Below are 25,622 nucleotides of genomic sequence, written 5' to 3'. Positions count from 1 at the left end.
TTTCTAAAAAAGAGCAAAACCAGCGTTTTGCTCCTGGTGTCACACTACTTTGCGGGCATTTTCCTATAACATAAAAAAGTAATACTATACTTACATCAATGTTGAAAATACATTTAATATCGGCTGAACCATCTTCCATGTTCTTGGTCTGTTAAGCCAGTCCTGATAAGTTATTTCCTTACTCTCCTCAAATGTCTTTTCAAAATCTTTCTTTACTTCATTTTGTATCTGTCTGCCTGACATCCACACACCATTTTCATAATGCAGATAAAAACTCCTGTAATCCATATTTATCGTTCCGACGATAACGGCATCCTCCGTAAGTATCTGTTTTGCATGAATAAATCCCGGTGTATATTCATAAATCCTTACACCTTCTCTAAGTAAAACTCCATAATTGTAATTCGTAAGCATTTTCACCTGCTTTTTATCCGGTATATTTGGTGTAATTATCCTTACATCGACACCTCTCTTTACTGCTTCTATAAGAGACTGCTTCATATAATCTTCTATTATAAGGTATGGCGTCGTTATATAAAGATATTTGTTTGAGTACATTATCATCTGATTGTAAATACTCTCTATAGGATTTCTCGGGTTATTTGCCGGTCCGTCTGATATAACCTGACAATATGTGTTTCCAACTCTAGGATATATTGCTTTATACTTAAGATAATCTATATGTTTTTCGTCTCTGCCACAGACCTCCCACATCTGCAAAAATACAACTGTAAGTCCCCATACACCCTCACCGCATATCCTAACACCAGTATCTTTCCACACTCCAAATCGTTCGATAAGATTTGCATATTCATCCGCAAGGTTAAACCCTCCCGTATATCCTACCTCTCCATCTATTATAAGTATCTTCTGATGAGAACGGAAATTCATGTAAAGTTCGCCGGTATATTTGTGAATAGGGTTAAATACCCTTACCTCAAATCCCTCATCCTCTAAAACACGCTTGAAATACTTGCCTGTTCTTATAGCTGCACCGAAATCATCATACATAAACTTGACCTCGACACCCTCGTCTATCTTTCTAAGCAGTATCTCATGCAGTTTATCCCAGATTGCTCCCTCAGCAACAATAAAGAAATCAATAAGTATAAACTTTTCCGCTTTTTCAAGATCCGCAAAAATGTCCTCAAACACATCTTCACCCATAGGATAATACGAGACTTCATTTCCACCGGTAAACATATATTTTTCGGCAGACATATATTTCACCATACGCCCTGCAACTGGATTTTTAGCAATATATTCAGCCGTAACCTTTTTGTCTTCCAGCAAAAACTGATTTCCATATGAAATCTGTCTTAATATATGGCGGTCAAGATATTTTCTTTTTTTACTTGATCTTCCCCAAAGATAATACATAAAAAAACCGCTTATCGGCAAAAGAAGTACAATGGATATCCACGCAAGCCTGTATGACGGACTCTGGTTGCGGTTTACCAGTGTTACAATAGCTATAACAGAAATAATTTCTACTATAAAATAGAAAAATACCGTAAACTGTCTGAGTAAAAATGGCAGGAAAATAATAAGCAATACCTGTAAAAAAACTATCAATGCAGTGACAAGCACTCTTAAAAATCCACTGAGATTATTCTGTACCCGACCCTTAAGTCCCTTTAAATATCTCTTTTTTTCACTTTCATTGTGCTGTGAATTTTTCTTTTTTTTATTTTTCCTTACCCATTTTTCATAGGCAGAATCTGAATTAAAAAACTTTTCCAATTAGACTACCTCCTGAAACGCTTTACTTAATATTCTAACACAAATGGGATGGGTTTGGCAAATAAATGTTCTCTATAATACTATGGGAAACAAACGATTTTGCCTTTTGATAAATTTTATTTTTTTGTCCGTCTTTTTATGTGATATTATTATATATGTGGTATTATTATAAGAAGTTATTATTTTTGTTTTTTGAATCGAGGTTTTTATGAAAGTTTTTGATTATATATGCAAGTCGCCTAAGTTTAAGTATTTTTTTAAACATCCGACAGATAATATCCTTTTTTTTGATATTGAGACTACCGGTTTGTCTCCTAAGGCTTCTTCACTCTATATGATTGGTGTTATGTTTTTTGACAACAGTGACGGCAGCTGGCATTTGAAACAGTTTTTTGCTGATAATTATAAGAGTGAAGCTGATATGATAAATTCTTTTCTTGATATTTTGGAAGATTATGATTATTTATATCATTTTAACGGTAAGACCTTTGATATTCCTTATGTTTTAAATAAGTGTTCTAAGCACAGCATTTCTCTTTCTGAGCACTGCGATAATATCTTAAATGATAAGGAGAACTCTTTTTCAATTGATATTCTTGCCGGCATCCGCCCCGTCAAGAAAATGCTTGGTCTTACTAAGGCAAACCAGACGGCTCTTGAAAGATGGCTTGGTATCATAAGGGATGATAAATTTGATGGTGGAAAGCTTATTCCTGTTTATACAGATTTTATGCAGAAAAAAATTCTTGCTCCTGAAAAGGCTGAAGAACTTGAAAAAATACTACTTCTCCACAATTATGAAGATATTGAAAATATGTTAAATGTTGCAAGCATCATGTCATACAATGATATTTCGACACTCACACCGTTTTCTGACGATGAGACTATTTTCAGCGGATATTCAAAGCATTTTGATATTACAGAAATTACTATTGATGACGATGGTATGCTTAATATATCCTGCTCTTTTCCGGAACTTATCTTTCCTAAAAGTCTTGAAACCAGTATTACTTTTCCTGAGAGTAATTCCGAAGAGTATAAATATACAGATGATATGCAGATTGTTTTTGAAAATGATACCATTTTACTTAAAGTTCCTATCTTATCGGGTGTCTTATATAATTACATAAAAAACTACAAAGACTATTATTATTTTTCTGATAAAGATACGGCACTACATAAAAGCGTTGCTGCTTACATGGATAAAAAGTACAGAAAAAAGGCTACTGCCACAACCTGTTACACTAAAAAACAGGGATATTTTATACCTACCTTAAAAACTTGTAAAAAAAACAAAGCTGACACTGACAATATTTTTACCGAATATAAACTGTCATTGCGTGATAAGATTTCCTTTTATAATATAGATACTATTCCTACTCTAGAAACAGCCAATAAAAGCAATGGCTTCTGGAAAAATTATGTCTGTATGCAGCTACGCTTCTGATACTAACAAAGAGTCGCAAGTGACTCTTTCGCACTTGAGCGGAATACATAGCATTTATTTCTTTTTTTCAAAATGTGCATCCTCACGAAGTGTTTTTTATGTTATAAGAAACGAGAAGTTTCCTATAACATAAAAAACAAAAGCCTTTACGGGTATATAAAAAATATCCGTAAAGACTTTTATCTAATATATAAATATATTTCTACACTTTTTCCTTATATAACTAACTGAATAATATGTAAAATCATTGTATGCGAAAAGTATTAATTTACATAGTCCGTGCAAAACACATCAATTATAAAGTGAAATACCATATCTTATTTTGCGGCATATCTTGTAAATTATAATACCTACCATACCAGCTACCGTACCGAGAGTTACTGCAATTCCTAAAATTCCGCCTAAGATAATAACAATCCACATGATTATATTCATAATAATACCTCTATTCTGCACTGTCCGATTATTTTTCGTTTCTAAAGACCGCATACCAACTTATGCCAGACAGTGCCATGACATAAGTATATATGATACACTGTCTTATCAAAGCTTTTGTCTGTTTCTTTAAAACCCAAAATGCAGGTTATAAGGTATTATTTTGTTTTTCGCCGTCCTTTGCGTGTATATACATTATCACCGTAATACCGAAAAATATTATGCCTGATAACAGTATTGTAAGTGATACATAAGTCATGTAAGCAAAATTATAAGTTAAATCCCGGATATATCCCGTCAAAAAACGTGTTCTGTAATTTTGCCTTGCATTTAATCTTATAGACTGAATAATCTCCTGAACTATATAACTTTCATTTCCGCCAATCCTAAGAAGCTCATCCGTGCATATATCCCGGCATTGGCTTATTGTATCAGATATATTGATTATCTCATGTTTTCCTTTATCTGTGTACTCAAAAAAGGACTCTGCCTTTGGAATATCAAAGCACATTCCTGCTATCAAAAATATTATTATCAGAAAACTGATAGCCCTTTTTTTAGTTACACATTTCACTAGAACTCACCTCATGGTGTATTTTAACAAATTTATATTTTTATTGCAACAACCGCATACAACATAGCCAGAAGGTTGCATATAGAAATGCCTCTATACCCTAGGGCTAAAAATGTATATTATTCTTTAAATATCTGCGATACTTTTTGCACATTCTTTCAATGTATAATATAACCTGTGCACCGGAAGACCGACTACATTATTGTAGTCTCCTCTGATACCGGATACAAATTTGCCAAATATACCCTGTATTCCATAACCGCCCGCTTTATCATACGGTTCATCACTGTTTATATAGTCTTCTATCTCCTGATTGCTCATTTCACAAACTTCAACATCTGTTTTCTCGGCAAAAAGGTCTATGCAGGCAGCCTTGTCACCTTTAACAAGTACAAGTGCTACCCCTGTATATACCTGATGACTTGTTCCCGATATTTTATTTATCATTCTCCTTGCATCATCCTTATCCTTTGGCTTGCCAAGTATCTCTCCATCTGCTGCAACTACCGTATCTGCACCGATTATGATAATATTTTCTTCATTTTTTGCATCTGATGCAGCTCTCACATCTGCAATTTCCGTCTCAAAATCCTTTTGTTTTACAAGGTCATTTGCAACTGCCAAAGCCTTTTGTTTTGCAAGTTCCATCGTAACCTGAGCCGGTTCACTGCTCGTGATTATCTCCTCACAGTTTGAAACCTTAATATCAAATTCAATCCCAAGCATTTTTAAAAGTTCTCTTCTTCTCGGTGACTGTGACGCAAGTATCAATTTATACATCTTTTTCTCCTTTTTAGCCAATAATCTTATATCCGGCATCTTTTAAAACACTTAATGCCTTTTTCAATCTTTTTTATTTCCATAAAGTAATGCATTTCCAATTTGTATTGCCGTCAGGCAGACTGATTTAACAGCACTTAATTCCTGCTCTCTTACACGCATCATAAAAAACAAACAATTCCGTATCTTCAAAATCCAGATGTTTTTCATATTCCTGTGCTGTCGTTTCAAATTCAAGACTGCTCCTGCCATGACATTTTATCTTCATTCTATAACAGCCCTTTTCATCATGTATGCGGTCGATAACCATCATTTTGTCAACCTCCGCAATCTCGTCATATTTTACTGCGTATTCCCTGCCGTTTATCAAAATCTTAATAGCATCACTTAAGAAACTGACTTCTAAACACATAACTCCATTTGTCCGCTTTTCCCTGATATAATAATACACACAAACTATGATAACCGAAATCACAAGTGCGATTTCAGGAAGATTATCCCTAATATGCTCATTACCGACAATTTTAAATTGTTCAAGAATACAATCTATGATAAACTGTGCAGCAAAACATATAATAAACAGAAGCACAGCATGAAATCCTGCATTTTTCGTCCTAAAAATATTGTCATTTACTGTTATGTGATATTCGTTTTTTATATTTTTCTCCATACCTGCACCTCTTTTATTTTATATTATATAGTATTCATTTTACATATTTCCCCATGCTTGCACCTCTTTTATTTTCGTTCTCAGCAGCACTCAGATGTTTAACTCCATTTAAAGCCTGAGGAACATATTTTTTAATCTCTCTCATTTATTAATTTTTTCCCTCAATTTACTACATATTTATAAGAGTGTAGCAAAATATTTTACCCTAATTAATACCACGATTACTTATTGCTACCTGCCCTAATCTTTTCAGCATTATAACACATTATCTCTCTACTGTGCGAAATATTTTTATCACGCAAAATTTAAAGGGACGGATAATTCCGCCCCTCACTTACTTATATCTTTTATTGCCAATATGTATTTTTTTATCGAAATTTCTTTAATAAGGATTTTTCAATATCCCTATTCCACAATATAACATGCAAGTTCAAGAGCTATATCAAAATGTCTCGAACCATGCTGCGTGTTCTTAGCCTGATTTTTCTTCATCCTGTCATCCCACTCAGGTGCATCTAACAAATCATCACAGGTAAAAAAGAAATAGGCATTAAGTTTTCTGTAATCACACATAGCTTGAACAGCGGCACATTCCATTTCGACAGAGATGCAGCCAGCCGCTTTATGTTTTTCAAAATTTGCTTTGGTTTCTCTAATTATTCTGCTTTTTTCCGCTTAATTTATCTTTCAATGCAAATGCTCCTGCAAGCAGTGTTCCTGAGATAGAATGCCATGTGCATGATACCGCACATATAATAGCAGATTCAGGTGTTGAAGCAAACTGCGCCGTTGTTGTTGCAAGATTAGTTGCAAGTCCTGCATTCTGCATACCAACCTCGATAGAGATGGTTCTCTTTTTTGCCGTATTCATTCCGACAAGTTTTCCTGCACCATAGCCTAATAAATAACCAAGTCCGTTGTGTAAAAGAACAGCTACAAATATCACTACACCGGATTCAAAGAATTTAGAACCCTGTGAAGAAACAACTCCTCCAACTACACAGGCAAGACCAAGAACGGCGATACCAGGCATTATTTTCTGTAATTCCATGAAAGTTTTCTTCTTGCCAAACAGATAATTGAGTAAAAATCCGATTGCGACCGGAAGAATTACTGTTTCAACGATAGAAACAAACATTGGAAGTGCCTTAATCGAAATATGCGCTCCGCTTGCAAGATATGATACAAGAAGCGGTGTCATAAATGGAGAGAGGATTGTTGACACTGTTGTCATTCCTACTGAAAAAGCTACATCTCCACCACAAAGATATGACATGATATTTGAAGAAACACCTCCGGGACAGCATCCGACAAGTATAAGTCCTAGTCCTATTCCATCAGAAAGTCCAAGAACCTTTGTAATTCCAAAAGCCAAGAAAGGCATTATAAGATACTGTGCGATTGCACCAACACATATATCAAATGGTCTTTTTGCCAATATTTTAAAATCCTGTGCCGTCAATGTAAGACCCATACTAAACATGATAATTCCGATAATGATAGACTGATTTGTAAATTTGTTTGCTACAAAATCAACAAACAGCTTATAATTAACCCATGACATCATTCCCGGTACAAGAAATGTTATAACTGCAATCGCTATAACAACAATAGATGTATAATCCGATAAAAATTTACTGACTTTTTGTAATGCTTTCATTATGAGTTCCTCCTTAGAATCTGTTCACTAAAATTCCTGTCGGTAAAAAGTTCCTAGATGCAATCAAGCGGATATTTGCAATCCACTCTGCTACTTGCAAGTCCCCACCCGCCACTTATTACTCTAAGCAATAGAAGTGTGGACTTCCTTGATAGCGTTAAAAAAGTCCCTTCTCTAGTCATAGACTAAAAAAGGGACGAATATAATCCGCGTTACCACCCTGTTTCTGCGGTCATCTGCCACAGCTCTTTACATACCAACATATGCTATCCATATAACGGTGGACACCGGCGAGGTTTACCAACAATACTTTATTTGACATTATAATGTAACAAATAACTATTGTATTACTAAATACTATATATCATGTATCGCTAAGCACTGTATATTGTTAAATATTATACATTACCAGATATTATGTATTGCTTTCAACCCGCTTCTTAGAGAGGATATCCTAAATCCGGTCATTACCTGTTTACACCAGCCACAGGCTCTCTGTAAATAACTCCAAATAAGGCATTGTTCTCATCAACGAATTTTGGTGAACATATTTTTTTGTATTTTCAATAAATTATTATAGTCCTCTTTTAACATATGTCAAGAGAAATTTTTTTGTTTCCGGAAGTAATATAACAACCTAAGCGTTTCGCCTCACTTTTTACATATTCAAACAAACTCTCACCTATATGCTGCCCTCTTGCTTTGGCATCGACACACAAGTCATCAATAAATAATGATGTAAACGGCACCATATTATTTGAAAACGGCTGTTTCTTCAACGACAAAAAGCATATCCGAGACATTCTGAAAATCATCCCAAGATAATTGTAAGTCACAAAAATATGGTCTGCACCTGCCTTACATCCAATCGCTTTCAGCTTCATCCAGCTTCTTTACCAGCGTGTCCCTAAGAACAATAAAAGCCGGAATAAAACTGTCATGTATCAGCATAATCATTTCATCAATTTCATCTTCATTATATATCTGGACAGAGGTATTGCGTTTTTTTAACATAAGAAGCCATACCTCGGAATCATTGATAAATCCAATTTTATAACCAAGCTGTAGAATTTCACGAGGAGATCCGGTAGATGCTCCCTCCACACTGTGCATTTTCATAATTTCCTGTAATGCTTTCCAGGCAAGTTCAAAGGTAAGGTTAAACTGCCCAATAATCCCTGTTCGGTATATATCATTCATTTCTGCAAGTTTAAAATCAGCATTTTCCAATACGGACAAACAATTTGAAAAGTTATCTAGTTTTTTCATAGATTGTGACACCATCCTTTTCTATTTCCTGTTGCAATTCATTTGAAATTGCCGCATCTGCCTGCACAATATCAAACATCAGGAGCGAATGTACTTTTTCCTTTACATCCCAATAAAACCCATCAAAATCTCCACCATATACCGCAATATCTATATCACTTCTTTCTGTGTTTGTACCTCTTGCACGGGAACCAAATAGTATAATTTTATTGACAGAATACTCCTGTGCAAAACCGGAAAGCTCCCTCAATATTCTATCTGACAGATTATATTTCATATTCAATACCGCCCCCTTAATATAGAATAAACAGCTATAATTATTTTTAAGCATAGCATATTTATATTTAATTAACAAGTTTTGGCTAAAGAGCAACTCGCTAATTATAAATCATTTTCAAGAAAATTTTGTATTTTATTATGAAGAAACATAAGAACATCCTTATGATTAGACAAAATATCCGTTTCAAATCTTTCCTCATTTAGAAAGTATTCAACCATAATTCTATTATCATCTTGATAGGATTCTAATAAACTTTCTATCGTCAAGGGATAAACGCCTGTTGCACAAAAGCGTTCTTGCCTTAATGCAAACATAAGTGGTTTCAAAATATATGTAGAAATTTTTTTGTGTGTTAGTAATTCCTTAGGCTCATCAACACATATATAATGGCGGACACTCATTAAAATATTTGCCAAATTTTTCTTATAAGATAACTGTATTTTTTCATTTATATTTTCTATTTCTACCAATTGCTCACCATACAATAAAACACTATTTAGTTCTGTAACTGCATATTCTGACCACTCTCCAAATATTTTACTTTTATATTCGTCTACGGATAGGCTTTGAGTATTTATCTCCAACAAATCATAAGGGATTGATGTGTTTCTTGCACAATTCCCAACAGTTTCTAAGACATATTGATTTATTGTACTAAAAACACAGAACACATCTAAATCCGAATTATCATTTGCATCTCCTCTCGCATAACTTCCAGTCAAATAAACCATTAATAAACACTCACCTAATCTATTTTTTAAGGCTGACACAAACTCACTCAATATTTTCTCATAATCATGACTTACTTTATTAGCTGGTATCACTCTTCTCATAAACAAGTCCCTTCATTATTTAGTCTGTTACTTCTGGGTCTCCAATTTCTTCATTACCTAAATACACTTTATACGCTTTTCCTTCATACAAATTCATAATCTGTCGGCGTAATTTTGACGGATATAACGGTGTTGTATTTAATGTCTTAATATCTAACCAGTCATATCCAACTTGATTTGTATCACTTTGCAAAATGGCATTTTCCAGTTCTCCTATATATTCACATAAAAATACCAAATCTACCCGATGAAATTTTTCTCCATGTAACCCCTCTATAACAAACACTAAGTCTTTCACCTCTACTTGCAATCCCATTTCTTCTGCCACTTCTCTGCAAACTGTTTCCGGAAGAAGTTCCTCCACATCTTGTCCGCCGCCCGGCATGATATACCATTCTTCTTTTCCATCACTTATTTTGATTGCCAACATCTTATCATCTTTAATAATCAATGCTTTTGCTGCATTTCTTACAGTTCGTTCCATAATATCTTTCACCTCTCCTTTTTTTGCCCTTATGAGGGTTCGCAAATCCTTGTGAAACAATATAACACAAGGGAACACATAAGGAAAAGCACACATACAGAAAAGTTAGTATTTATATGTATTTGCTAAGAATTTAATAATAAATTATAATATGTAATAGAGCTCTTAAATTATGTGTTTACTCAATTGGAAATTGTTAAATTCGATATATCATATCACCCATATTCCATATTCTCATGATTCCAAAAAGAGGAGCATCTTCACATTGCCATATGTACCCCTGAAAAATTGTATCATATCCACAATATCCCTCTGTAACAATTTCAAATTCTGCATCAAGGTATTGCTCCTTAAATTCCTCAAAAGACAATTCTTTTCAAGAAAAAGTCTTCACACCTTCATACCCATACGGAGTGTTAAACACCATAATATCGCACTCCTCTTTATCAATCTTTGTAAATTCAATTGTTCCCTGATACCATTTTTCTTCATCCTCGGCATATTGAAATATTCGATCCATCTTCAAAGATAATTTTTTTTCATCAATTTCAATCTGTACTATCCTGCTATCGTGCAAGCTAAACGAAAAATTGCTTTTCCTATCCCTAATATAATCCATATCTGTTTTATCACTCCGAACACTATTTATTAACTTACTATATCTATTTCATTATTCCAATTATTCATTATTTCATTGGAAATTTTATCATCATATTTAATACCTAACTGCTTACATACATCTTTATAATCATCACAAAACCATTTCATTTCCTGTGATACATTCTTAATATTCACCCGAAAATCTTCTAAACATCCATACCTCATAATATGTAATTGTTTTTCATTTCTGCAATATAATCATCTTAACCCATTTGCAAAAACCCAGGAATAAAACATCTCCTTTGGTGGCTTTGTGTATTCATATTCAAATTTAGAAGGTGTAGTCTCTATAATATTTATAGCCTGTTCAAGCACTTCCTCGATTGATTTTCCTGCAACATCGATTTCCACTTCATTAACGAGGGGACTTCTTTTAATGTTTTTGTCGTTCATTTTTTCCTGCAATTCATAATCTATAAGCCCATTATTAGGACGATTTTTCATCTGTTCATGAATTTGCTTCAAATCACTTGATATAAGTTTAATCGTAATATAATCAGTTCCTTTAAAAACAATAGGAATATCTGCGGTTCTTAAATCGTCAATATCAGAAGCGATTATATTTTTATAACCAAGTTTACGAAAATACATAAGCATTGCAACTTGATTTTCCCAACAAGTAAGTTCTTCTAGTTCTCCTGTCATCGGCTCTGTACCATCCCGTGAAATGAACTCCGGTATCATATGCTGCTCTACACAGGTTGTTTTATAGTGCACAAGCAATCCGTTACTCAAGGTAGTTTTGCCCACTCCACTCGCTCCGGTAATAAATATAAAATCTTTCATCTTTAACCTCCACAAACTGGAATTTAACAATTAATAATATTGTTTATGTCAGCCAGTTCAGGACTATAACTAATAGCCTAAAACCTTAATACACTCATCATCGATATCTGGATGATTTGTAAATGGCATATCTTCATATACCATTTCTCTTAAAAATCCTAAAATATTACATCTAATCTCATATATTTCTTTGGAAAGCTGATACAGTTTTTCATAGGAAATTGTGTCGCTTTCCACATATTGTTCTAACTCAAGTTTACATTCTTTTATTGTTTTTTGGTTAGCTCCACTAGAAAATTTAGTATTAAAAATCCCATTTGGACAGTATTGTCGAACAACATCATCCATCTGATCAAGCCTTGAGCAATAGTTAAGTGTACATTTTAAATCTTCTTCAATTTTATTATTTAACTCATTGATTATTTCATCATACTTATTTTTTACAAGCATCATGTTTTTTTCTAATACAGCCATTAGTTCTAGCATATTTGCTATATCATTATTATCATTTATATGCTGTATTTGCTTTAATTGCGAAACAATATCTTGTCCAAAGCATGCATAATATCTTATTATTTCAAACTTAAAATTTGAACTTAAACAATCTGTTTTAGAACTGATACAGTTATTTAACGGAATATGTATTGTTACAGAATCTTGTTTCGATAAATCACGATTTTCAACTTCTCTGAGAGGTGCAGTCCAAAATATAAGTTCTTTTTTTATATCTACCAAAAACAAGAAAGTAACATCTTTCTTTTGTCTCCAATAGTTTATAGTTTGCGTCTTTATTGAATAGGTAAATTCTGTTTTACTTGCGTTCATCTTAATTTCGCTGTCATCAGTTCCTTTACATTGTGCATTAAAATTATATTTTGTTGGATGGCAGTTCTCTATAATTGTTCCTATAAAATCAATTCCCAAATCTTGACCTGTATCAATTTCTTGAAACACACTAAACTTCTGCATTACTGCTTGAAGTTCCGAAGCAGCTCTGTTACCCACTGATTGATTTATTGTCATTGTTGGTAATTTTTCTTTCATACTATTCCTCCACAAATTTCTATTTACTAAACTATTTCAAAACCTTCATATTCTTTCACTTCAGACAAGAAGTATCCCCCGCTCCAAAGAGCTCGGTCAATTCATTCTTTTTTCTACCAAGATTGCAAATGAACTTAACACATTTCGCAACTATCCGGCTTTTCATATGATAACACTTTTTTGAGAAAAAAATAAATTTGTACACGAACGGTTAATTTCAGGCATGAGTGGTTATTAATGCGTATTAATCTTCCTCAACACATTCAATCTTAAACACATTTAGCGTGTCAACATCCGGGCAGGCAAATACCGCCGTTCCTTTCTCCTGACCGGGAATACTGCCGCCATATCTTAATATATCCACATATGGAAATGCTACATGCATCGCCATGGGACACAGCTTTCCTCTCTCCGTATCAAAATCATAGCAATCACCGATCTTATGTCCACGATGGCAGCCGACGGTTCCTTTCTGATCAATAAGCGTTATTCTAATCTTCGGTCTTTTCATCAATCAATCTCCTCCAGACAGGTTTCAATTGGTATTCCCTTATATTTATCTAAAATCTGCACATTGCGTTTTATCATATTTCTCACTGATGTCATGGCACGCTCAGTGGCATCATACAGGCTGCATCCATCCAATATTTTTCCCATAAACACAGCCGAGAAAATATCTCCCGTTCCCGGAAATCTTGCGTGAATTTCTTCAAAATCAATCTTAAAATACTCTTTCGTTTTATCATCATAACCGAAAACGCATTTGCAGTCAGAATTTTTGATTTTTGCACTTGTAATAACAACTGACTTTGCTCCAAACTTTCTGAATTTATTTATAATATCTTCAAGTTCCGTCTGTTCCACTCCCTCCTCATGATAATCGCAGCCCGCAAGATACGCAGCTTCTGTATAATTAGGCACTGTATAATCAGAAACAGATATTAATTTTCTCATAAGCTCAACTGTTTCCTGAGATATTCCGTTATACAGTTTTCCCTCATCACCCATGATCGGATCTGTAAATATGATAACTCCTTCTGATGATTTTTCCTTACAAAATTCGGTTATCAGTTCCGTTTGTTCTTTTGAAACAATAAATCCTGTTGATATGGCATCAAACTCAAAATTTAACTGTTTCCATACATCAAGTGTGTTTTTCATATATTCCGTTGTATCAAGAATATTGAATTTACCATAGTCAAGAGTATTAGAAACAATTGCTGTTGGCAGGCTGAATATCTCATATTTCATATGTGAAAGCACCGGTATCATTGCCGACAATGCCACCTTTCCATACCCCGATAAATCATTTATCAATAAAATTTTATTATTCATAGTTTATAATCTACCTTTCCGCGAAAAGCACCAATATATCATAAAACATTGATGCCTTTCGCTTTTTGTTTTGTTCTGATACTTTTAGTTATTTACAATATAATGTTTGGCTTGAGCATTCCACATTTCTGAATACCTGCCCTTGATTTTAACTAATTCATCATGCGTTCCGACCTGTACTATCTCACCGCCATCCATAACGATTACTTTGTCACAGAATTTACATGAATAAAGCCTATGACTTATAAATATCGTTGTTTTATCCTGCGATAAATCATTCATCTTTGTGAAAATCTCGTACTCTGCAAACGGGTCCAGTGCTGCTGTTGGCTCATCGAGTATAATCAAACCCGCATCTTTATAAATGCCTCGTGCTATAGCTATCTTCTGTGCCTCACCACCAGACAGTTCCACGCCATCATCATCGTAATCCTTAAACAACGATTGCTCTAGTTTCTCAGGGTACTTCTCAATCTTTTCACTGATTCCGACTTTTTCCAACGCTTTCCAAACTTTGGATTCGTCATATAATTTGCCTGCTGAAATATTGTTACCTATCGGCAGAGCTAACAGGCTGAAATCCTGAAATACAGACGACAGCCACTTTCCAAATTCATTTCTATTTCGTGCTGTTACCACTGTATCGTTAATCTTAATAGAACCTTTTGTAACATCGTACAATCCGCATATCAGCTTTACCAAAGTTGTCTTGCCCGAACCGTTGGCTCCAACTATTGCGACCTTTTGTCCGTTTTCTATGAAAAGAGACACATTTTTAAGTGCATAATTCTTAGAGCCCGGATACTTAAACGATACATTATCAATATTCACCTGTGCATAATTACAATCAACAGATTTATCTGCAGCACCGGTTTCTTCTTCCAAAGAAACATAATCGAAGTATCTTAGCAAATGCTCATTATTATTCCTAAGGTCAGTAAATGTCATCGCAAAATCTGTCAGTGCCTTGATAAGCATTGTAACAGCAGAATATGTAAGCAATACATTACCTATTCCTATACTGCCATTTATCGCCTTAGCACCAACAAGGATATAGACAAATCCGCCTGTAAGGGCACTTAACAAGAGCATGATTCCGTTATTTTTGCTCGAAGCATCTTTTTCTCTCTTATCACCCTCTGCAAACGGAATATAACACTTATCCAAGACCTCGTCCAAAATCAGATTTTTCTGAGCATACAGACGAACATCCTTGGCTGACTTATCGTCAGAAAGGTATTCCAGCTTGTAATAGTCTGCATACCGATTGTATCTGGCACCGTTTTTGAATACATCAAAAGAAACATCAAATATTTTGCTCGTCCTTTTCGATGATACGGCTGCAGAAATGATAATAATAACTGTCAACGCCAAATATCCCCAGACAGAATTTGCAAATCCAAACAAAGTGTTGTCAAATCCCAGTGTAGTTCCCTTAACACCTGCATTAAATGCCAACAGCACAATCGCAGTCGCTGCTGAAAACAAAGCCTTAAAGATTATTTCACAGTCCCAGTAAAGACTTCCCATGCCTGCACCTGAACAACTTATGCTGCCAGATACTTCATCACGCAATTCTCTAATCTTTTCATTTTCCAAAAGACTGAATTTCATAGCATTTGCTTTCTCATTAAGTCTAATCTCATGTGCCGGAAACAATTGGTTATAACCAACCGAAATCCGTTTATTGATAAATGCCGATACTATCGTAAGTATCAATGTCAGCATAATTGCTACAGTTACACTCACAGTCAATACCCATACCCGCTGATGTGAACTTAGCTCACTTATAACTACAGATGTCATGCAGATACCAATATACGGTATCAGCATGGTTATCGCAGAATATATGAATAACAATTTAAGCTGTCCCGGAAGAAATGTCTCAAATTCATTCATTCCACGATTAATCAATTTAATGTCATCTAAGAGGGTTCTGCCGTTCTTTTTCATATTGCCTGCACCCCCTCCTGATAATATCTGCTCTGTATCATATACATATCATGATACAGACCTCCCTTATCCATAAGTTCATCATGTGTGCCGGCTTCTCTGATTTTGCCGCCATCAATAAGTATTATCCTGTCGCAGAACCTTGTAGATGACAGTCTGTGAGAAATTAAAAAAGCCGTTTTGTTCTTAGATAACTCATTATATTGCAGATAAATATTCTGCTCCGCAATTGGATCCATTGCGGCTGTAGGCTCATCAAGAATCAAAATAGGAGATTCCTTATAGATTGCTCGTGCCAACAAGAGTTTTTGAACTTCACCGCCTGAAAATTCCGTTCCATTTTCAGTGATATGCCTGACTAACGGTGTTTCCAGTCCCATTTCCAATGAAGCAATCTTATCCTCAAGTCCTACAAGAGTTACAATGCGAGCCAGCCTTTCTTCATCAACTTTTTTATCATTCATGACAATATTTCTCTTAATACTGACAGGCAACAGCACAGATTCCTGAAAAACTGCGGATATTGCCTTTGAACAATCTTCCCAGCCAACAGATGAAATCGAAATTCCACCAATCAATATCTGCCCGGCTGACGGATGCAGCAAGCCACATATCAATTTGATAAGTGTAGTCTTTCCGGCTCCATTAGAACCAACCACAGCAATCTTCTCACCCGGTTTAACTTTTAATGACACATTATCTAACACATTATTCTTACCGTCATAAGAAAACGAGACATTATCCAGTTCTATGCCCGGAGCACCGGAAAGTTCCAATTTCTCCTCAGAACCAATCTTTCCGTCCGGCAAACCAAGAAACTGCCTGAAATCAGTTACATTATTATCGCTTTCTCTAAATGCCCCAACACCTGTCGTTATCTGTGCTAACCACTCACCAAGACCATTTACTGCGGCTGCATACAGTGCGAAGCTGCCAATAGTAATGTCACCTTTAAGAGTAAGCCATATCAATATCAGATATACTAAACCATCTCTCAACAAGACGACCATACCGTTGACGATAAAAACAAACAGTTGATAGTTTTGAACCTTGTCATCTACTTTTTTCTTATCAAGCCTTGCCATTCCAGCCATCTGACTAATCCACTCTCTCATGGAATATACTCTGATGTCCTTAGCTATGCTCAAATCTCTGGTGCTATAAGCAAAATAATTCATTTTTCGTTCTGCTTTTGCAGCATCGTCCTTTAGCATCTGTTTTTTCTTCTCTGCATAAAAAGTCACAACCATATTTACTGCATATGCTGCGATAAGAACAGCAAGAACAAGAGGATGAACATATATGAGCATCACGCCATATATAATAAAGCCAATAAAACTCGTTAATAATTCCAACAATCTTGGAATATATGTACCTATGCCCCATCTGGTCGTTCCCTCAAGTGTCATTCTCGCCTTGCTCACAGACTGCTTTCCAAGCTCTGATGTAAAGACTTCGTAATCCATGGTTGCCACTTTCTCAATCCACAATTTGTTGAGCTGTATCAATACGAATGAATTCATATTGTGCTCCATCGTATTCTTTACCAACAGTTCGACAATAGACGAGACAGCAATAACAACCGTTACGATAATAATATTTATCAAGAATGTATATTCACTTCTAAAACTTTCAAGTGAATCAATCACAAGTTTAGGAATAAATATCGAAGCCACGGATTTTATAATCCCGGCTGGCACTAAAAACAGCGATAAAATAAATCCTAACTTATTATAAATGAAACTCTCTTTACAATAAAAATAAAAATTGTTTAAAATTCCGTACTTTTTGCTATGTATCTGCAAATATTTTTTTACAATATTATCCTGAAATATCATGGTATTCTCCTTATTAAATAGTTTATTGCACCATTCTCTGCATAAAACTACTTAACATAGTTTCATGCCATCAGATATTTCTAATACGCCAAAATACCACCATAATTTTACCTCACTTTCAATCTAAATCTGCCATTAGCTACAATTTATTATAACAAGCTATCTATAAGTCCACAACCAAAATACTATATTTTTTCTGTAAATTAGTAACAGTTCAGCCATAAAAAATAATTGACAATACTTGAGCTTGCTCATTGTATTGTTGATTATCTTTTTATGGTAGAATAGCCTTTCATTTCTGAAATGAGGGAAAAGCCCTCGCGAGCACGCTCAGATGGAACAAATTTATTTGTTCCATCTGAGCTTTGCTTTCGCGTAAATAAACCAAAGCTGCTAAGCAGCGACTGACAGCTTGCTGGCAGGTTTATGAATTGAGGAAATAAAAGGCTGAACTGTTATGTAAATTATCAAGTTTTCCCTATCAATAAGAATAAAAAACTTTAATAAAATATTTTAAATCATCTGCATACTTAAATACCAGAGTCAATCATCTCTTTTGCACGATATAAAACAGGTAATTCTCTGTTTGCCACAAGTTTCCCTAATCTTGTATTTGACCTGTATTCATATTCTTTAACTGCATCTTCATATGATAATTTCAATGTAGACAAATGAAAACAATTTATCTCATCTTCGGTCAGATTTTTATCACCAAACGAATTAACTCTACATAAAAAATAATTATTAATATTATGTCTATGAATAAGGTTATAATAATCACTTACAACTCCGATTTTACAAACCACTTCTACATCTGCACCCAATTCTTCTTTTAATTCCCTTTTTATTATACTGTTACATTTTTTCATTTTTAACAACTAAAAGTCATTTCCCAATCCTCTATATATAATAAATATTTCCCTAATGTACTTTCATATTCTCTGTTTCATACTTGTGATTAAGTAAAACACGCCAGACAAAATCAATGTCTGGCGTGTTATTTATAATTAGATTATGAGATTTCCAGCGAAACATCTAAGATGAAATCTTTGATTTCATCATTTATACCGGATAAGCCTTGTTCTCTGTATCCGCTGCTGAAGCATCTACCTTATTCTGCTGAGCTTCTCTGTACTTGAAGAACTCTGTAGCAACCTGTGGGAATAATGCATATGAAAGCACATCCTCGTCCTGCTGCTTGTACTGAGCCATCTCTTTCTCAATATCAGCAAGCTGTGGCTTGATGAGATCTGCCGGACGGCAAGTGATAACTTTTGCATCATCACCAAGACATTTCTTCTGTACTTCAGGGTTAAACGGCTTAACTGTCTGTCCAAACTCACCTGATAGGAGTTTCTTAGACTCTTTAGTTACCATCTTGTATCTCTCACCTGATACTACATTAAGTACAGCCTGTGTACCAACGATCTGTGATGAAGGTGTAACAAGTGGAGGCTCACCAAAGTCTTTACGAACTCTTGGCACTTCCTCAAGCACCTGCTCATACTTGTCTTCTTGTCCCATCTCTTTAAGCTGTGATACAAGGTTGCTTAACATTCCACCAGGAACCTGATAACGAAGTGTCTGAATATTAACACCGAGAACCTTTGTATTCATAAGACCGCTCTTAAGTGCCTCCTCACGCATTGGACGGAAGTAATCAGCTATCTCTGCAAGTTTTGTCTGATCAAGACCTGTATCATAAGGAGTTCCCTTAAATGCCTCAACCATAACTTCTGTTGCGGGCTGGCTTGTTCCCATTGAGAATGGAGACATAGCAGTATCGATAATGTCACATCCTGCTTCTACGGCTTTCATGTAAGTCATTGAAGCAACACCTGATGTGTAATGTGTATGAAGATCGATTGGAATACTTACTGACTCTTTAAGTGCCTGAACAAGCTCTGTAGCCTTTGCCGGAACTAAAAGACCAGCCATATCTTTAATACAAAGTGATTTAGCACCCATATCCTCAATCTGTTTTGCCATATCTTTCCAATAATCAAGTGTATAAGCATCACCTAATGTATAAGAAAGTGCAATCTGTGCATGGCCGTTTTCTTTGTTTGCTGCATTAACTGCTGTCTTAAGGTTTCTAAGGTCGTTAAGACAGTCAAAAATACGGATAATGTCAATACCGTTTGCGATTGATTTCTGTACGAAATATTCTACAACATCATCTGCGTAATGATTATAACCTAAGATGTTCTGACCTCTGAATAACATCTGAAGTTTTGTATTTTTAAATCCGGCTCTTAATTTACGAAGTCTCTCCCATGGATCTTCCTTAAGGAAACGAAGTGAAGCATCAAATGTTGCACCACCCCAGCACTCTACTGCATGGTAGCCTACCTGATCCATTTTATCTACTATTGGAAGCATCTGCTCTGTTGTCATACGAGTGGCAATAAGAGACTGATGCGCATCACGGAGAACTGTTTCCGTAATCTTTAATGGTTTCTTTTCTAAATCTGCCATGATAATCCTCCTATATTTTAGTATATACTCTCGGTATCTTCTCAAAACGAGTCATTTCGGCTGGATTTCCGATATACTGTTTCCATTTTCTCGTCGTACACACTGTAAAAATGTCATTGTATATCAAAAATCCATCTTGAAATTCTTCGTTCAGAAGATTCCAAGAATACATTAGTGTTTAAATTCCGAATATTGCCATAAATACACCGGCGGCAACCGCTGTACCGATAACACCGGCAACATTTGGTCCCATCGCATGCATGAGAAGGAAGTTTGTCGGATCTGCCTCCGCACCAACCTTCTGTGAAACTCTGGCAGCCATAGGAACGGCTGATACACCTGCTGAACCAATCAGTGGGTTTACCTTTCCGTGTGTAACCTTACACATAACTTTTCCGAAAAGTACTCCTGCTGCTGTACCTACACAGAATGCGATAAGTCCAAGTGCAACAATCTTTAACGTAGTTACTTTAAGGAATGCTTCTGCACTTGTTGAAGCTCCTACTGATGTACCAAGTAAGATAACTACGATATACATAAGAGCATTTGAAGCTGTCTCTGCGAGCTGTTTAACTACTCCTGACTCTTTAAAGAGGTTACCAAGCATAAGCATACCTACAAGAGGAGCTGTTGTTGGAAGGAGAAGACAAACAATAATCGTAACGATGATTGGGAATAATATCTTCTCAAGCTTTGATACCGGACGAAGCTGAGACATTTTAATCTTACGCTCGTCTTCTGTTGTGAAAAGCTTCATAATAGGAGGCTGAATGATAGGCACGAGTGACATATAAGAATAAGCTGCCACTGCAATAGGTCCCATGTACTCAGTCTGCTTTAATTTACCACAAAGGAAAATTGATGTAGGACCATCAGCTCCACCAATGATTGATATTGCTGCGGCTGCCTTATCATTGAATCCTAAAAGGATAGCAATAAGGTATGCTGAGAAAATACCAAACTGTGCTGCAGCTCCGAGAAGGAAACTTGCAGGGTTTGCAATAAGTGGTCCGAAATCTGTCAATGCACCTACACCCAAGAAAATAAGTGAAGGCAATATACTCCATTCATCAAGTATATAGAAATAATGTAATAATCCTCCGACACCATTTGATGTACTATCAGGATCTGCCATGATATCAGGATAAATATTTACAAGAATCATACCAAATGCGATAGGTACCAACAATAATGGTTCGTATCCTTTTTTAATCGCTAAATAGAGAAAGATACAGCCAACCACGATCATAAGGTAATTTCCTAATGTAAGTGATGTAAACGCGGTCTGACCTGCAAGATTCTCAAGCGTTGTAATAACGTAATCCAAAGTCAGTCCCTCCTAGTTTAATGTTGCAAGTACTGCTCCTGCTTCTACTGAATCTCCTGCTGCTACATTGATACTTGCTACTGTACCATCCTGTGGTGCAACTACTTCATTCTCCATCTTCATAGCTTCAAGAATCATGATGACATCACCTTTCTTTACAGCCTGTCCTGCTGAAGCCTTAACTGATAAAATCTTACCAGGCATTGGTGCATTTACCTTAACTGAACCTGCTGCTCCTGCCGGTGCTGCTGCCTTTGGTGCTGCTTTAGGAGCCGCCTTTGGTGCTGCTGCCTTTGGTGCTGAAGCTGCTGAGCCTGCTGCTCCTTCCTCTACTGTTACATCATAAACAGTACCATTTACGGTAATTGTATAATTTTTCATGAATTTGTCCTCCATTTAATTTACTTATCTTCTAATAATTGAACGAATAACAAGACCGTCTGCTGACTCTGTCTCACTTGCTGCTGCAATTGCTGCTGTAATAACTGCCACAAGTTCAAGGTCATCAACAAGATTTTCTTCTTCAACGACAGGTGCTGCCTCTACAACAGGCTCTGCCTTAACTTCCTCTTTCTTTGCACCATTCTGGAAATTGCCAATGTGTTTAAACTGTGCAATAATAATTGCTATAAATATAAGAACCGCAAATACTATAGCCATACTAAGAACCGTATTAAGTCCTGCTTTAGCCATCTTGTCTCCAAGACTCTTATATTCTTCTACTTTCCAAGAAGATGTCTGACCCTTTTCATCATATGTCACGGAAAAAATAAGTTTCTTTCCTGATGAAGTCGTATATGTCTCTACAACTGTTGCAGAATCACTGCTGATAGTGAAATCAGTATCAACCTTAGTTCCCTGCTTTCCATACTTTTTCTTAAGCTGTATAGACTCTTTATACTGATTAACCGTGTCCTCGTCAACTTCTGTTGACTGCTCTTTCATAGATTTAACTGCACTCTCAAAATCATAACTAAACCAACTTGTTACAAACGAATCTGCGTTTGTTTCAAGTGTTTTCTTGTTAAAATTTTTGTTGGTCTTTGTAAGACTAAGACTACAGCCTGCCATCATCAGAATACATGACACGATACAAAAAATTAAACATAATTTCTTCTTCATATAACGCTCCTTACTTAGATGGTTCCATGTTTTTTGCCAATAGGATATTCGCTTTTTGTAAACAGCATCTCAAAAGCAAATAAAAGCTGCTTTCTTGCAGATTCAGGAGCGATAACAGAATCTATATATCCTCTTGCTGCTGCTGCCTCAGTACCTGACTGAGTCTCAAACTCTGCTGCCTTTGCAGCCACATCTGCATCTTTGTCATCAGCATACATTATCTTAGCTGCGACATCTGCATCCATCATTCCAACCTTAGCATCAGGAAGTGCAAATACCATATCTGCACCGATATGCTTAGAATTCATTGCAACATATGCACTTCCGTAAGCATTTCCGGTGATAAGATTAACCTTAGGTACATCTGCCTCTGCAAATGCATTTGTAAGTTTTGCAACTGCACCTGCGATAGTTATCTCTTCGTCAACTGTTGTGGCAAAACCTTCAACATTTGTAAGTGTAAGTACAGGAATGTTAAATGCATCACATTTCTTAACAAAAGCTGCTGCTTTCTCACAACCTGCTGTTGTAAGACGTGCATCATATTTTGCTACTGTCTTTCCGTTTTCATCGAACTCAGCAGTTCTGTTTGCAACTGCACCTACAGTCATACCGTCAAGACAAATGAAACCTGTAACCATCTCTTTTGCATAACCTGCTTTTTCCTCAAGGAAGAAATTGTTGTCTCCGAGGTCTGCAAGTGCAACCGCCGGGTCTGCAGCCTCTGCCGCAAATGCATCAACAACACGGTTAAGGTCATCCATACATTCATCTGAAATACCTGTTTCATTATTATTCTGTGGAAGAATAGTGATAAGTTCTCTCACACTGTTAAGAACTTCTTCCTCTCCCTCGATAACAAAATCAACTGTTGAAGCAGTCTTCTGGAACTTAGCTGATGCAGTATCAAGTTTATCTGCATAATTTCCCTCAAGTGTATTTGGTGAATTCACAAAAAGTTTTGCGTTCTTTTCTTCCATGAATGTAAAATCACTCATAGCTGCAAGAACTGCCACACCACCACCACAGTTTCCAAAAACAGCACTTATCTGTGGAACTATTCCTGATGCGTCAGATTTAACTTTGTAAATCTTTCCAAATCCTGCAAGTGCGTCCGTTGACTCCTGAAGACGCATACCTGCACAGTCAATAAGACCGATAACAGGTACTCCTGTTTTCATAGCAAGCTCATATACATGTGCAATCTTCTTTGCGTGCATCTCACCGATAGTACCATTCATTGCAGATGCATCCTGACTGTAGATATAGACAGGATTGTTCTGAATAAGTCCGTATCCTGTAATAACTCCATCAGCCGGTACTGACTTTTCCTGCATGTTAAAATCCGTACTTCTCTTTGTAATCATAGCACCAATTTCAACAAAACTGTTCTCGTCAACTAAAGTCTCAATACGAGCTTTTGCTGACAAAGCATTTGTGTTACTCATGTTCAGCCCTCCAATAATAGTAGAATATATTTGGTAAATCTAATTTATGAAAGTAAATACAACTTCCATAAAATTAAACAAATTTACACCAATGATAAGTTTATTACTTTTATGCAAAAATATCAACCTTTTTTTAGCATTTCTACCAAAAAAATTGCATATCATTACATATAAAAATAATAGGACATTTTTTAATATGCCAAAAAAAATAAGTTTATTTATATGTTTACTAAGTCTTCTGATTACTGGTATCTCATCATATAAAGCTTCCTGCCATTTTCTTAACGATACATATTTCTTGGATACCCCCCTCTCTGATACAACAAACTGCGTTATCAAAAAAATATCCGCTTCTGAAAGTGGCATCAAAAGCTTTTCAAAAACTCCGTCAGGACTTTACTCAACCGCCTGCTGCGTTATTGAAAAAGACAGCAAACAGATATTGTATGAAAAAAACAGCAGCAAAAAACTTCCGATGGCAAGCACTACAAAGATAATGACCTGCATACTGGCACTTGAAAAAGGCAGTCCGAAAGATATAGTAACTGTTTCAAAATATGCCGCATCAATGCCTGATGTACAACTCAATATGCAAACCGGTGAACAGTTCAGGCTTGCCGACCTTCTCTACTCTCTTATGCTTGAATCACATAATGATACCGCTGTTGCGATAGCCGAGCATATCGGCGGCTCGGTAAAAGGCTTTGCAAAGCTAATGAACCAAAAAGCCGCTGAACTCGGATGCAATAAGACACACTTTGTAACTCCTAACGGTCTTGACTCCGACAAGCATTATACCACTGCATATGAACTCTGCCTGATAGCAGATTATGCGTTAAAAAACAGTGGTTTCAGAAAAATAATAACTACTCCTTCATACAGTTTTTCCAATATCAGCGGTTCTAAACAATACAGTGTCAATAATAAAGATGCTTTTCTGACGCAATATAACGGTGCCATAGGTGTAAAAACAGGATTTACCGGAAAAGCCGGTTACTGTTTCTGCGGTGCGGCAAAAAGAAAGAACACAACTCTTATCTCCGCCGTTCTCGCCTGCGGCTGGCCGCCAAACAAAACTTACAAGTGGAAAGACACCAAAAAACTAATGGACTACGGTTTCAATAATTTTACAAAAGTAAATTTCAAACCTGAAAATAAAAATGTAAAGATATTCGTAAAAGGCGGTCAGTCCCCATACACATATGTAAAACTTAAAGATAATTCATGTAAACTCATGCTGTCCTCCTCGGATACCGTCACCTACAAGATAAAGCTGCCAAGAACACTTGACGCACCGATATCAAAAAACAGCATAATTGGCTATGTAAAACTTTTTATCAACAACAAACTATACCGTCAGACTCCTCTTAGAACTGAAAATTCAGTAAAAGCAGTTGACATAAATTATATAAGGTACATTCTCATTCACACATTGTGCGGCATATCGTAAAATAAT

Annotated in this window: 27 protein-coding genes; 2 read left to right on the top strand and 25 right to left on the bottom strand. The window is 35.8% G+C overall.

The genetic code is table 11. From position 1 onward, the window contains the following. Positions 1 to 90: 90 nt before the first annotated feature. Positions 91 to 1,743, bottom strand: coding sequence for a cardiolipin synthase (gene cls / locus DW721_RS03260; protein WP_118744777.1), 1,653 nt, complete (start codon positions 1,741 to 1,743; stop codon positions 91 to 93). 208 nt (positions 1,744 to 1,951) lie between these two features. Between cls and DW721_RS03255 the strand changes: the two genes are divergently transcribed. Then, positions 1,952 to 3,190, top strand: coding sequence for a ribonuclease H-like domain-containing protein (locus DW721_RS03255; RefSeq protein WP_118744776.1), 1,239 nt, complete (start codon positions 1,952 to 1,954; stop codon positions 3,188 to 3,190). A gap of 291 nt (positions 3,191 to 3,481) precedes the next feature. Here the strand turns inward: DW721_RS03255 and DW721_RS03250 are convergent, their stop codons facing one another. The 24 genes from DW721_RS03250 to DW721_RS03135 form a co-directional block, all read right to left on the bottom strand. Next, entirely contained in the window at positions 3,482 to 3,625 is a 144-nt protein-coding gene (locus tag DW721_RS03250; protein WP_243035929.1) for a hypothetical protein, read from the bottom strand. Positions 3,626 to 3,773: 148 nt separating this feature from the next. Further along, positions 3,774 to 4,199, bottom strand: a complete 426-nt coding sequence (locus DW721_RS03245; RefSeq protein WP_118744774.1) for a hypothetical protein — start codon at positions 4,197 to 4,199, stop codon at positions 3,774 to 3,776. Positions 4,200 to 4,325: 126 nt separating this feature from the next. Further along, a complete protein-coding gene (locus DW721_RS03240) occupies positions 4,326 to 4,979 on the bottom strand; it encodes a Maf family protein (RefSeq protein ID WP_118744773.1) in 654 nt (217 codons plus the stop codon). Positions 4,980 to 5,106: 127 nt separating this feature from the next. Continuing rightward, on the bottom strand, positions 5,107 to 5,649 hold the full coding sequence (locus DW721_RS03235) for a hypothetical protein (protein WP_118744772.1): 543 nt from the start codon (positions 5,647 to 5,649) through the stop codon (positions 5,107 to 5,109). A 405-nt stretch (positions 5,650 to 6,054) separates the two neighbouring features. Further along, a complete protein-coding gene (locus DW721_RS03230; RefSeq protein WP_147355374.1) occupies positions 6,055 to 6,222 on the bottom strand; it encodes a nucleoside phosphorylase in 168 nt (55 codons plus the stop codon). 79 nt (positions 6,223 to 6,301) lie between these two features. After that, positions 6,302 to 7,309 (bottom strand): bile acid:sodium symporter family protein, encoded by a 1,008-nt coding sequence (locus tag DW721_RS03225; RefSeq protein ID WP_022014813.1) that lies wholly within the window; start codon positions 7,307 to 7,309, stop codon positions 6,302 to 6,304. A gap of 587 nt (positions 7,310 to 7,896) precedes the next feature. Next, complete coding sequence (locus tag DW721_RS16670) at positions 7,897 to 8,193, bottom strand: GNAT family N-acetyltransferase (RefSeq protein WP_347560348.1); 297 nt, start codon at positions 8,191 to 8,193, stop codon at positions 7,897 to 7,899. Continuing rightward, on the bottom strand, positions 8,168 to 8,578 hold the full coding sequence (locus DW721_RS03215; protein ID WP_118744770.1) for an HI0074 family nucleotidyltransferase substrate-binding subunit: 411 nt from the start codon (positions 8,576 to 8,578) through the stop codon (positions 8,168 to 8,170). The genes DW721_RS16670 and DW721_RS03215 overlap by 26 nt, the downstream gene beginning before the upstream one ends. Further along, positions 8,562 to 8,855 carry a nucleotidyltransferase domain-containing protein gene (locus tag DW721_RS03210; RefSeq protein WP_118744769.1) on the bottom strand — a complete coding sequence of 98 codons (294 nt, stop codon included), beginning with the start codon at positions 8,853 to 8,855 and terminating at the stop codon, positions 8,562 to 8,564. The genes DW721_RS03215 and DW721_RS03210 overlap by 17 nt, the downstream gene beginning before the upstream one ends. A 104-nt stretch (positions 8,856 to 8,959) precedes the next feature. Beyond that, positions 8,960 to 9,691: a nucleotidyltransferase domain-containing protein gene (locus tag DW721_RS03205; protein WP_118744768.1), complete on the bottom strand. Its 732-nt coding sequence runs from the start codon at positions 9,689 to 9,691 to the stop codon at positions 8,960 to 8,962. 19 nt (positions 9,692 to 9,710) lie between these two features. Further along, a complete protein-coding gene (locus DW721_RS03200; protein WP_022014807.1) occupies positions 9,711 to 10,175 on the bottom strand; it encodes an NUDIX domain-containing protein in 465 nt (154 codons plus the stop codon). Between the two features lie 376 nt (positions 10,176 to 10,551). Then, positions 10,552 to 10,794, bottom strand: coding sequence for a hypothetical protein (locus DW721_RS03195; protein WP_118744767.1), 243 nt, complete (start codon positions 10,792 to 10,794; stop codon positions 10,552 to 10,554). A gap of 239 nt (positions 10,795 to 11,033) precedes the next feature. After that, a complete protein-coding gene (locus tag DW721_RS03190; RefSeq protein ID WP_118744766.1) occupies positions 11,034 to 11,621 on the bottom strand; it encodes a hypothetical protein in 588 nt (195 codons plus the stop codon). 69 nt (positions 11,622 to 11,690) lie between these two features. Continuing rightward, the gene (locus DW721_RS03185; protein ID WP_118744765.1) at positions 11,691 to 12,665 is read right to left on the bottom strand and encodes a DUF4365 domain-containing protein; all 975 of its coding nucleotides are present in this window, start codon (positions 12,663 to 12,665) and stop codon (positions 11,691 to 11,693) included. A gap of 244 nt (positions 12,666 to 12,909) precedes the next feature. Then, on the bottom strand, positions 12,910 to 13,176 hold the full coding sequence (locus DW721_RS03180) for a TIGR04076 family protein (protein ID WP_022014803.1): 267 nt from the start codon (positions 13,174 to 13,176) through the stop codon (positions 12,910 to 12,912). Further along, positions 13,176 to 14,000 (bottom strand): pyridoxamine kinase, encoded by an 825-nt coding sequence (locus DW721_RS03175; protein WP_118744764.1) that lies wholly within the window; start codon positions 13,998 to 14,000, stop codon positions 13,176 to 13,178. Before DW721_RS03175 ends, DW721_RS03180 begins: the two co-directional genes overlap by 1 nt. An 84-nt stretch (positions 14,001 to 14,084) precedes the next feature. Further along, on the bottom strand, positions 14,085 to 15,953 hold the full coding sequence (locus tag DW721_RS03170) for an ABC transporter ATP-binding protein (RefSeq protein ID WP_118744763.1): 1,869 nt from the start codon (positions 15,951 to 15,953) through the stop codon (positions 14,085 to 14,087). Further along, the gene (locus DW721_RS03165) at positions 15,950 to 17,791 is read right to left on the bottom strand and encodes an ABC transporter ATP-binding protein (protein WP_118744762.1); all 1,842 of its coding nucleotides are present in this window, start codon (positions 17,789 to 17,791) and stop codon (positions 15,950 to 15,952) included. The genes DW721_RS03170 and DW721_RS03165 overlap by 4 nt, the downstream gene beginning before the upstream one ends. Positions 17,792 to 18,321: 530 nt before the next feature. Next, positions 18,322 to 18,669, bottom strand: a complete 348-nt coding sequence (locus DW721_RS03160; RefSeq protein ID WP_207665608.1) for an NUDIX hydrolase — start codon at positions 18,667 to 18,669, stop codon at positions 18,322 to 18,324. 184 nt (positions 18,670 to 18,853) lie between these two features. Further along, complete coding sequence (locus tag DW721_RS03155) at positions 18,854 to 20,269, bottom strand: oxaloacetate decarboxylase subunit alpha (RefSeq protein ID WP_055943297.1); 1,416 nt, start codon at positions 20,267 to 20,269, stop codon at positions 18,854 to 18,856. A 178-nt stretch (positions 20,270 to 20,447) separates the two neighbouring features. Then, the gene (locus DW721_RS03150) at positions 20,448 to 21,596 is read right to left on the bottom strand and encodes a sodium ion-translocating decarboxylase subunit beta (protein ID WP_022014797.1); all 1,149 of its coding nucleotides are present in this window, start codon (positions 21,594 to 21,596) and stop codon (positions 20,448 to 20,450) included. A gap of 12 nt (positions 21,597 to 21,608) precedes the next feature. Beyond that, positions 21,609 to 21,977, bottom strand: a complete 369-nt coding sequence (locus DW721_RS03145; protein WP_022014796.1) for a biotin/lipoyl-containing protein — start codon at positions 21,975 to 21,977, stop codon at positions 21,609 to 21,611. Positions 21,978 to 22,001: 24 nt separating this feature from the next. After that, complete coding sequence (locus DW721_RS03140) at positions 22,002 to 22,718, bottom strand: OadG family protein (RefSeq protein WP_022014795.1); 717 nt, start codon at positions 22,716 to 22,718, stop codon at positions 22,002 to 22,004. A gap of 14 nt (positions 22,719 to 22,732) precedes the next feature. Further along, entirely contained in the window at positions 22,733 to 24,166 is a 1,434-nt protein-coding gene (locus tag DW721_RS03135) for a carboxyl transferase domain-containing protein (protein WP_118744761.1), read from the bottom strand. 196 nt (positions 24,167 to 24,362) lie between these two features. Between DW721_RS03135 and DW721_RS03130 the strand changes: the two genes are divergently transcribed. Beyond that, entirely contained in the window at positions 24,363 to 25,616 is a 1,254-nt protein-coding gene (locus DW721_RS03130) for a D-alanyl-D-alanine carboxypeptidase family protein (protein WP_182436182.1), read from the top strand. The last annotated feature ends 6 nt before the right edge of the window (positions 25,617 to 25,622 follow it).

It is taken from the genome of Clostridium sp. AM27-31LB (assembly GCF_003480745.1).
GTDB classification, from domain to species: Bacteria; Bacillota; Clostridia; order Lachnospirales; family Lachnospiraceae; genus Butyribacter; species Butyribacter intestini.
This window is presented reverse-complemented; position numbering and strand designations above follow the sequence as displayed.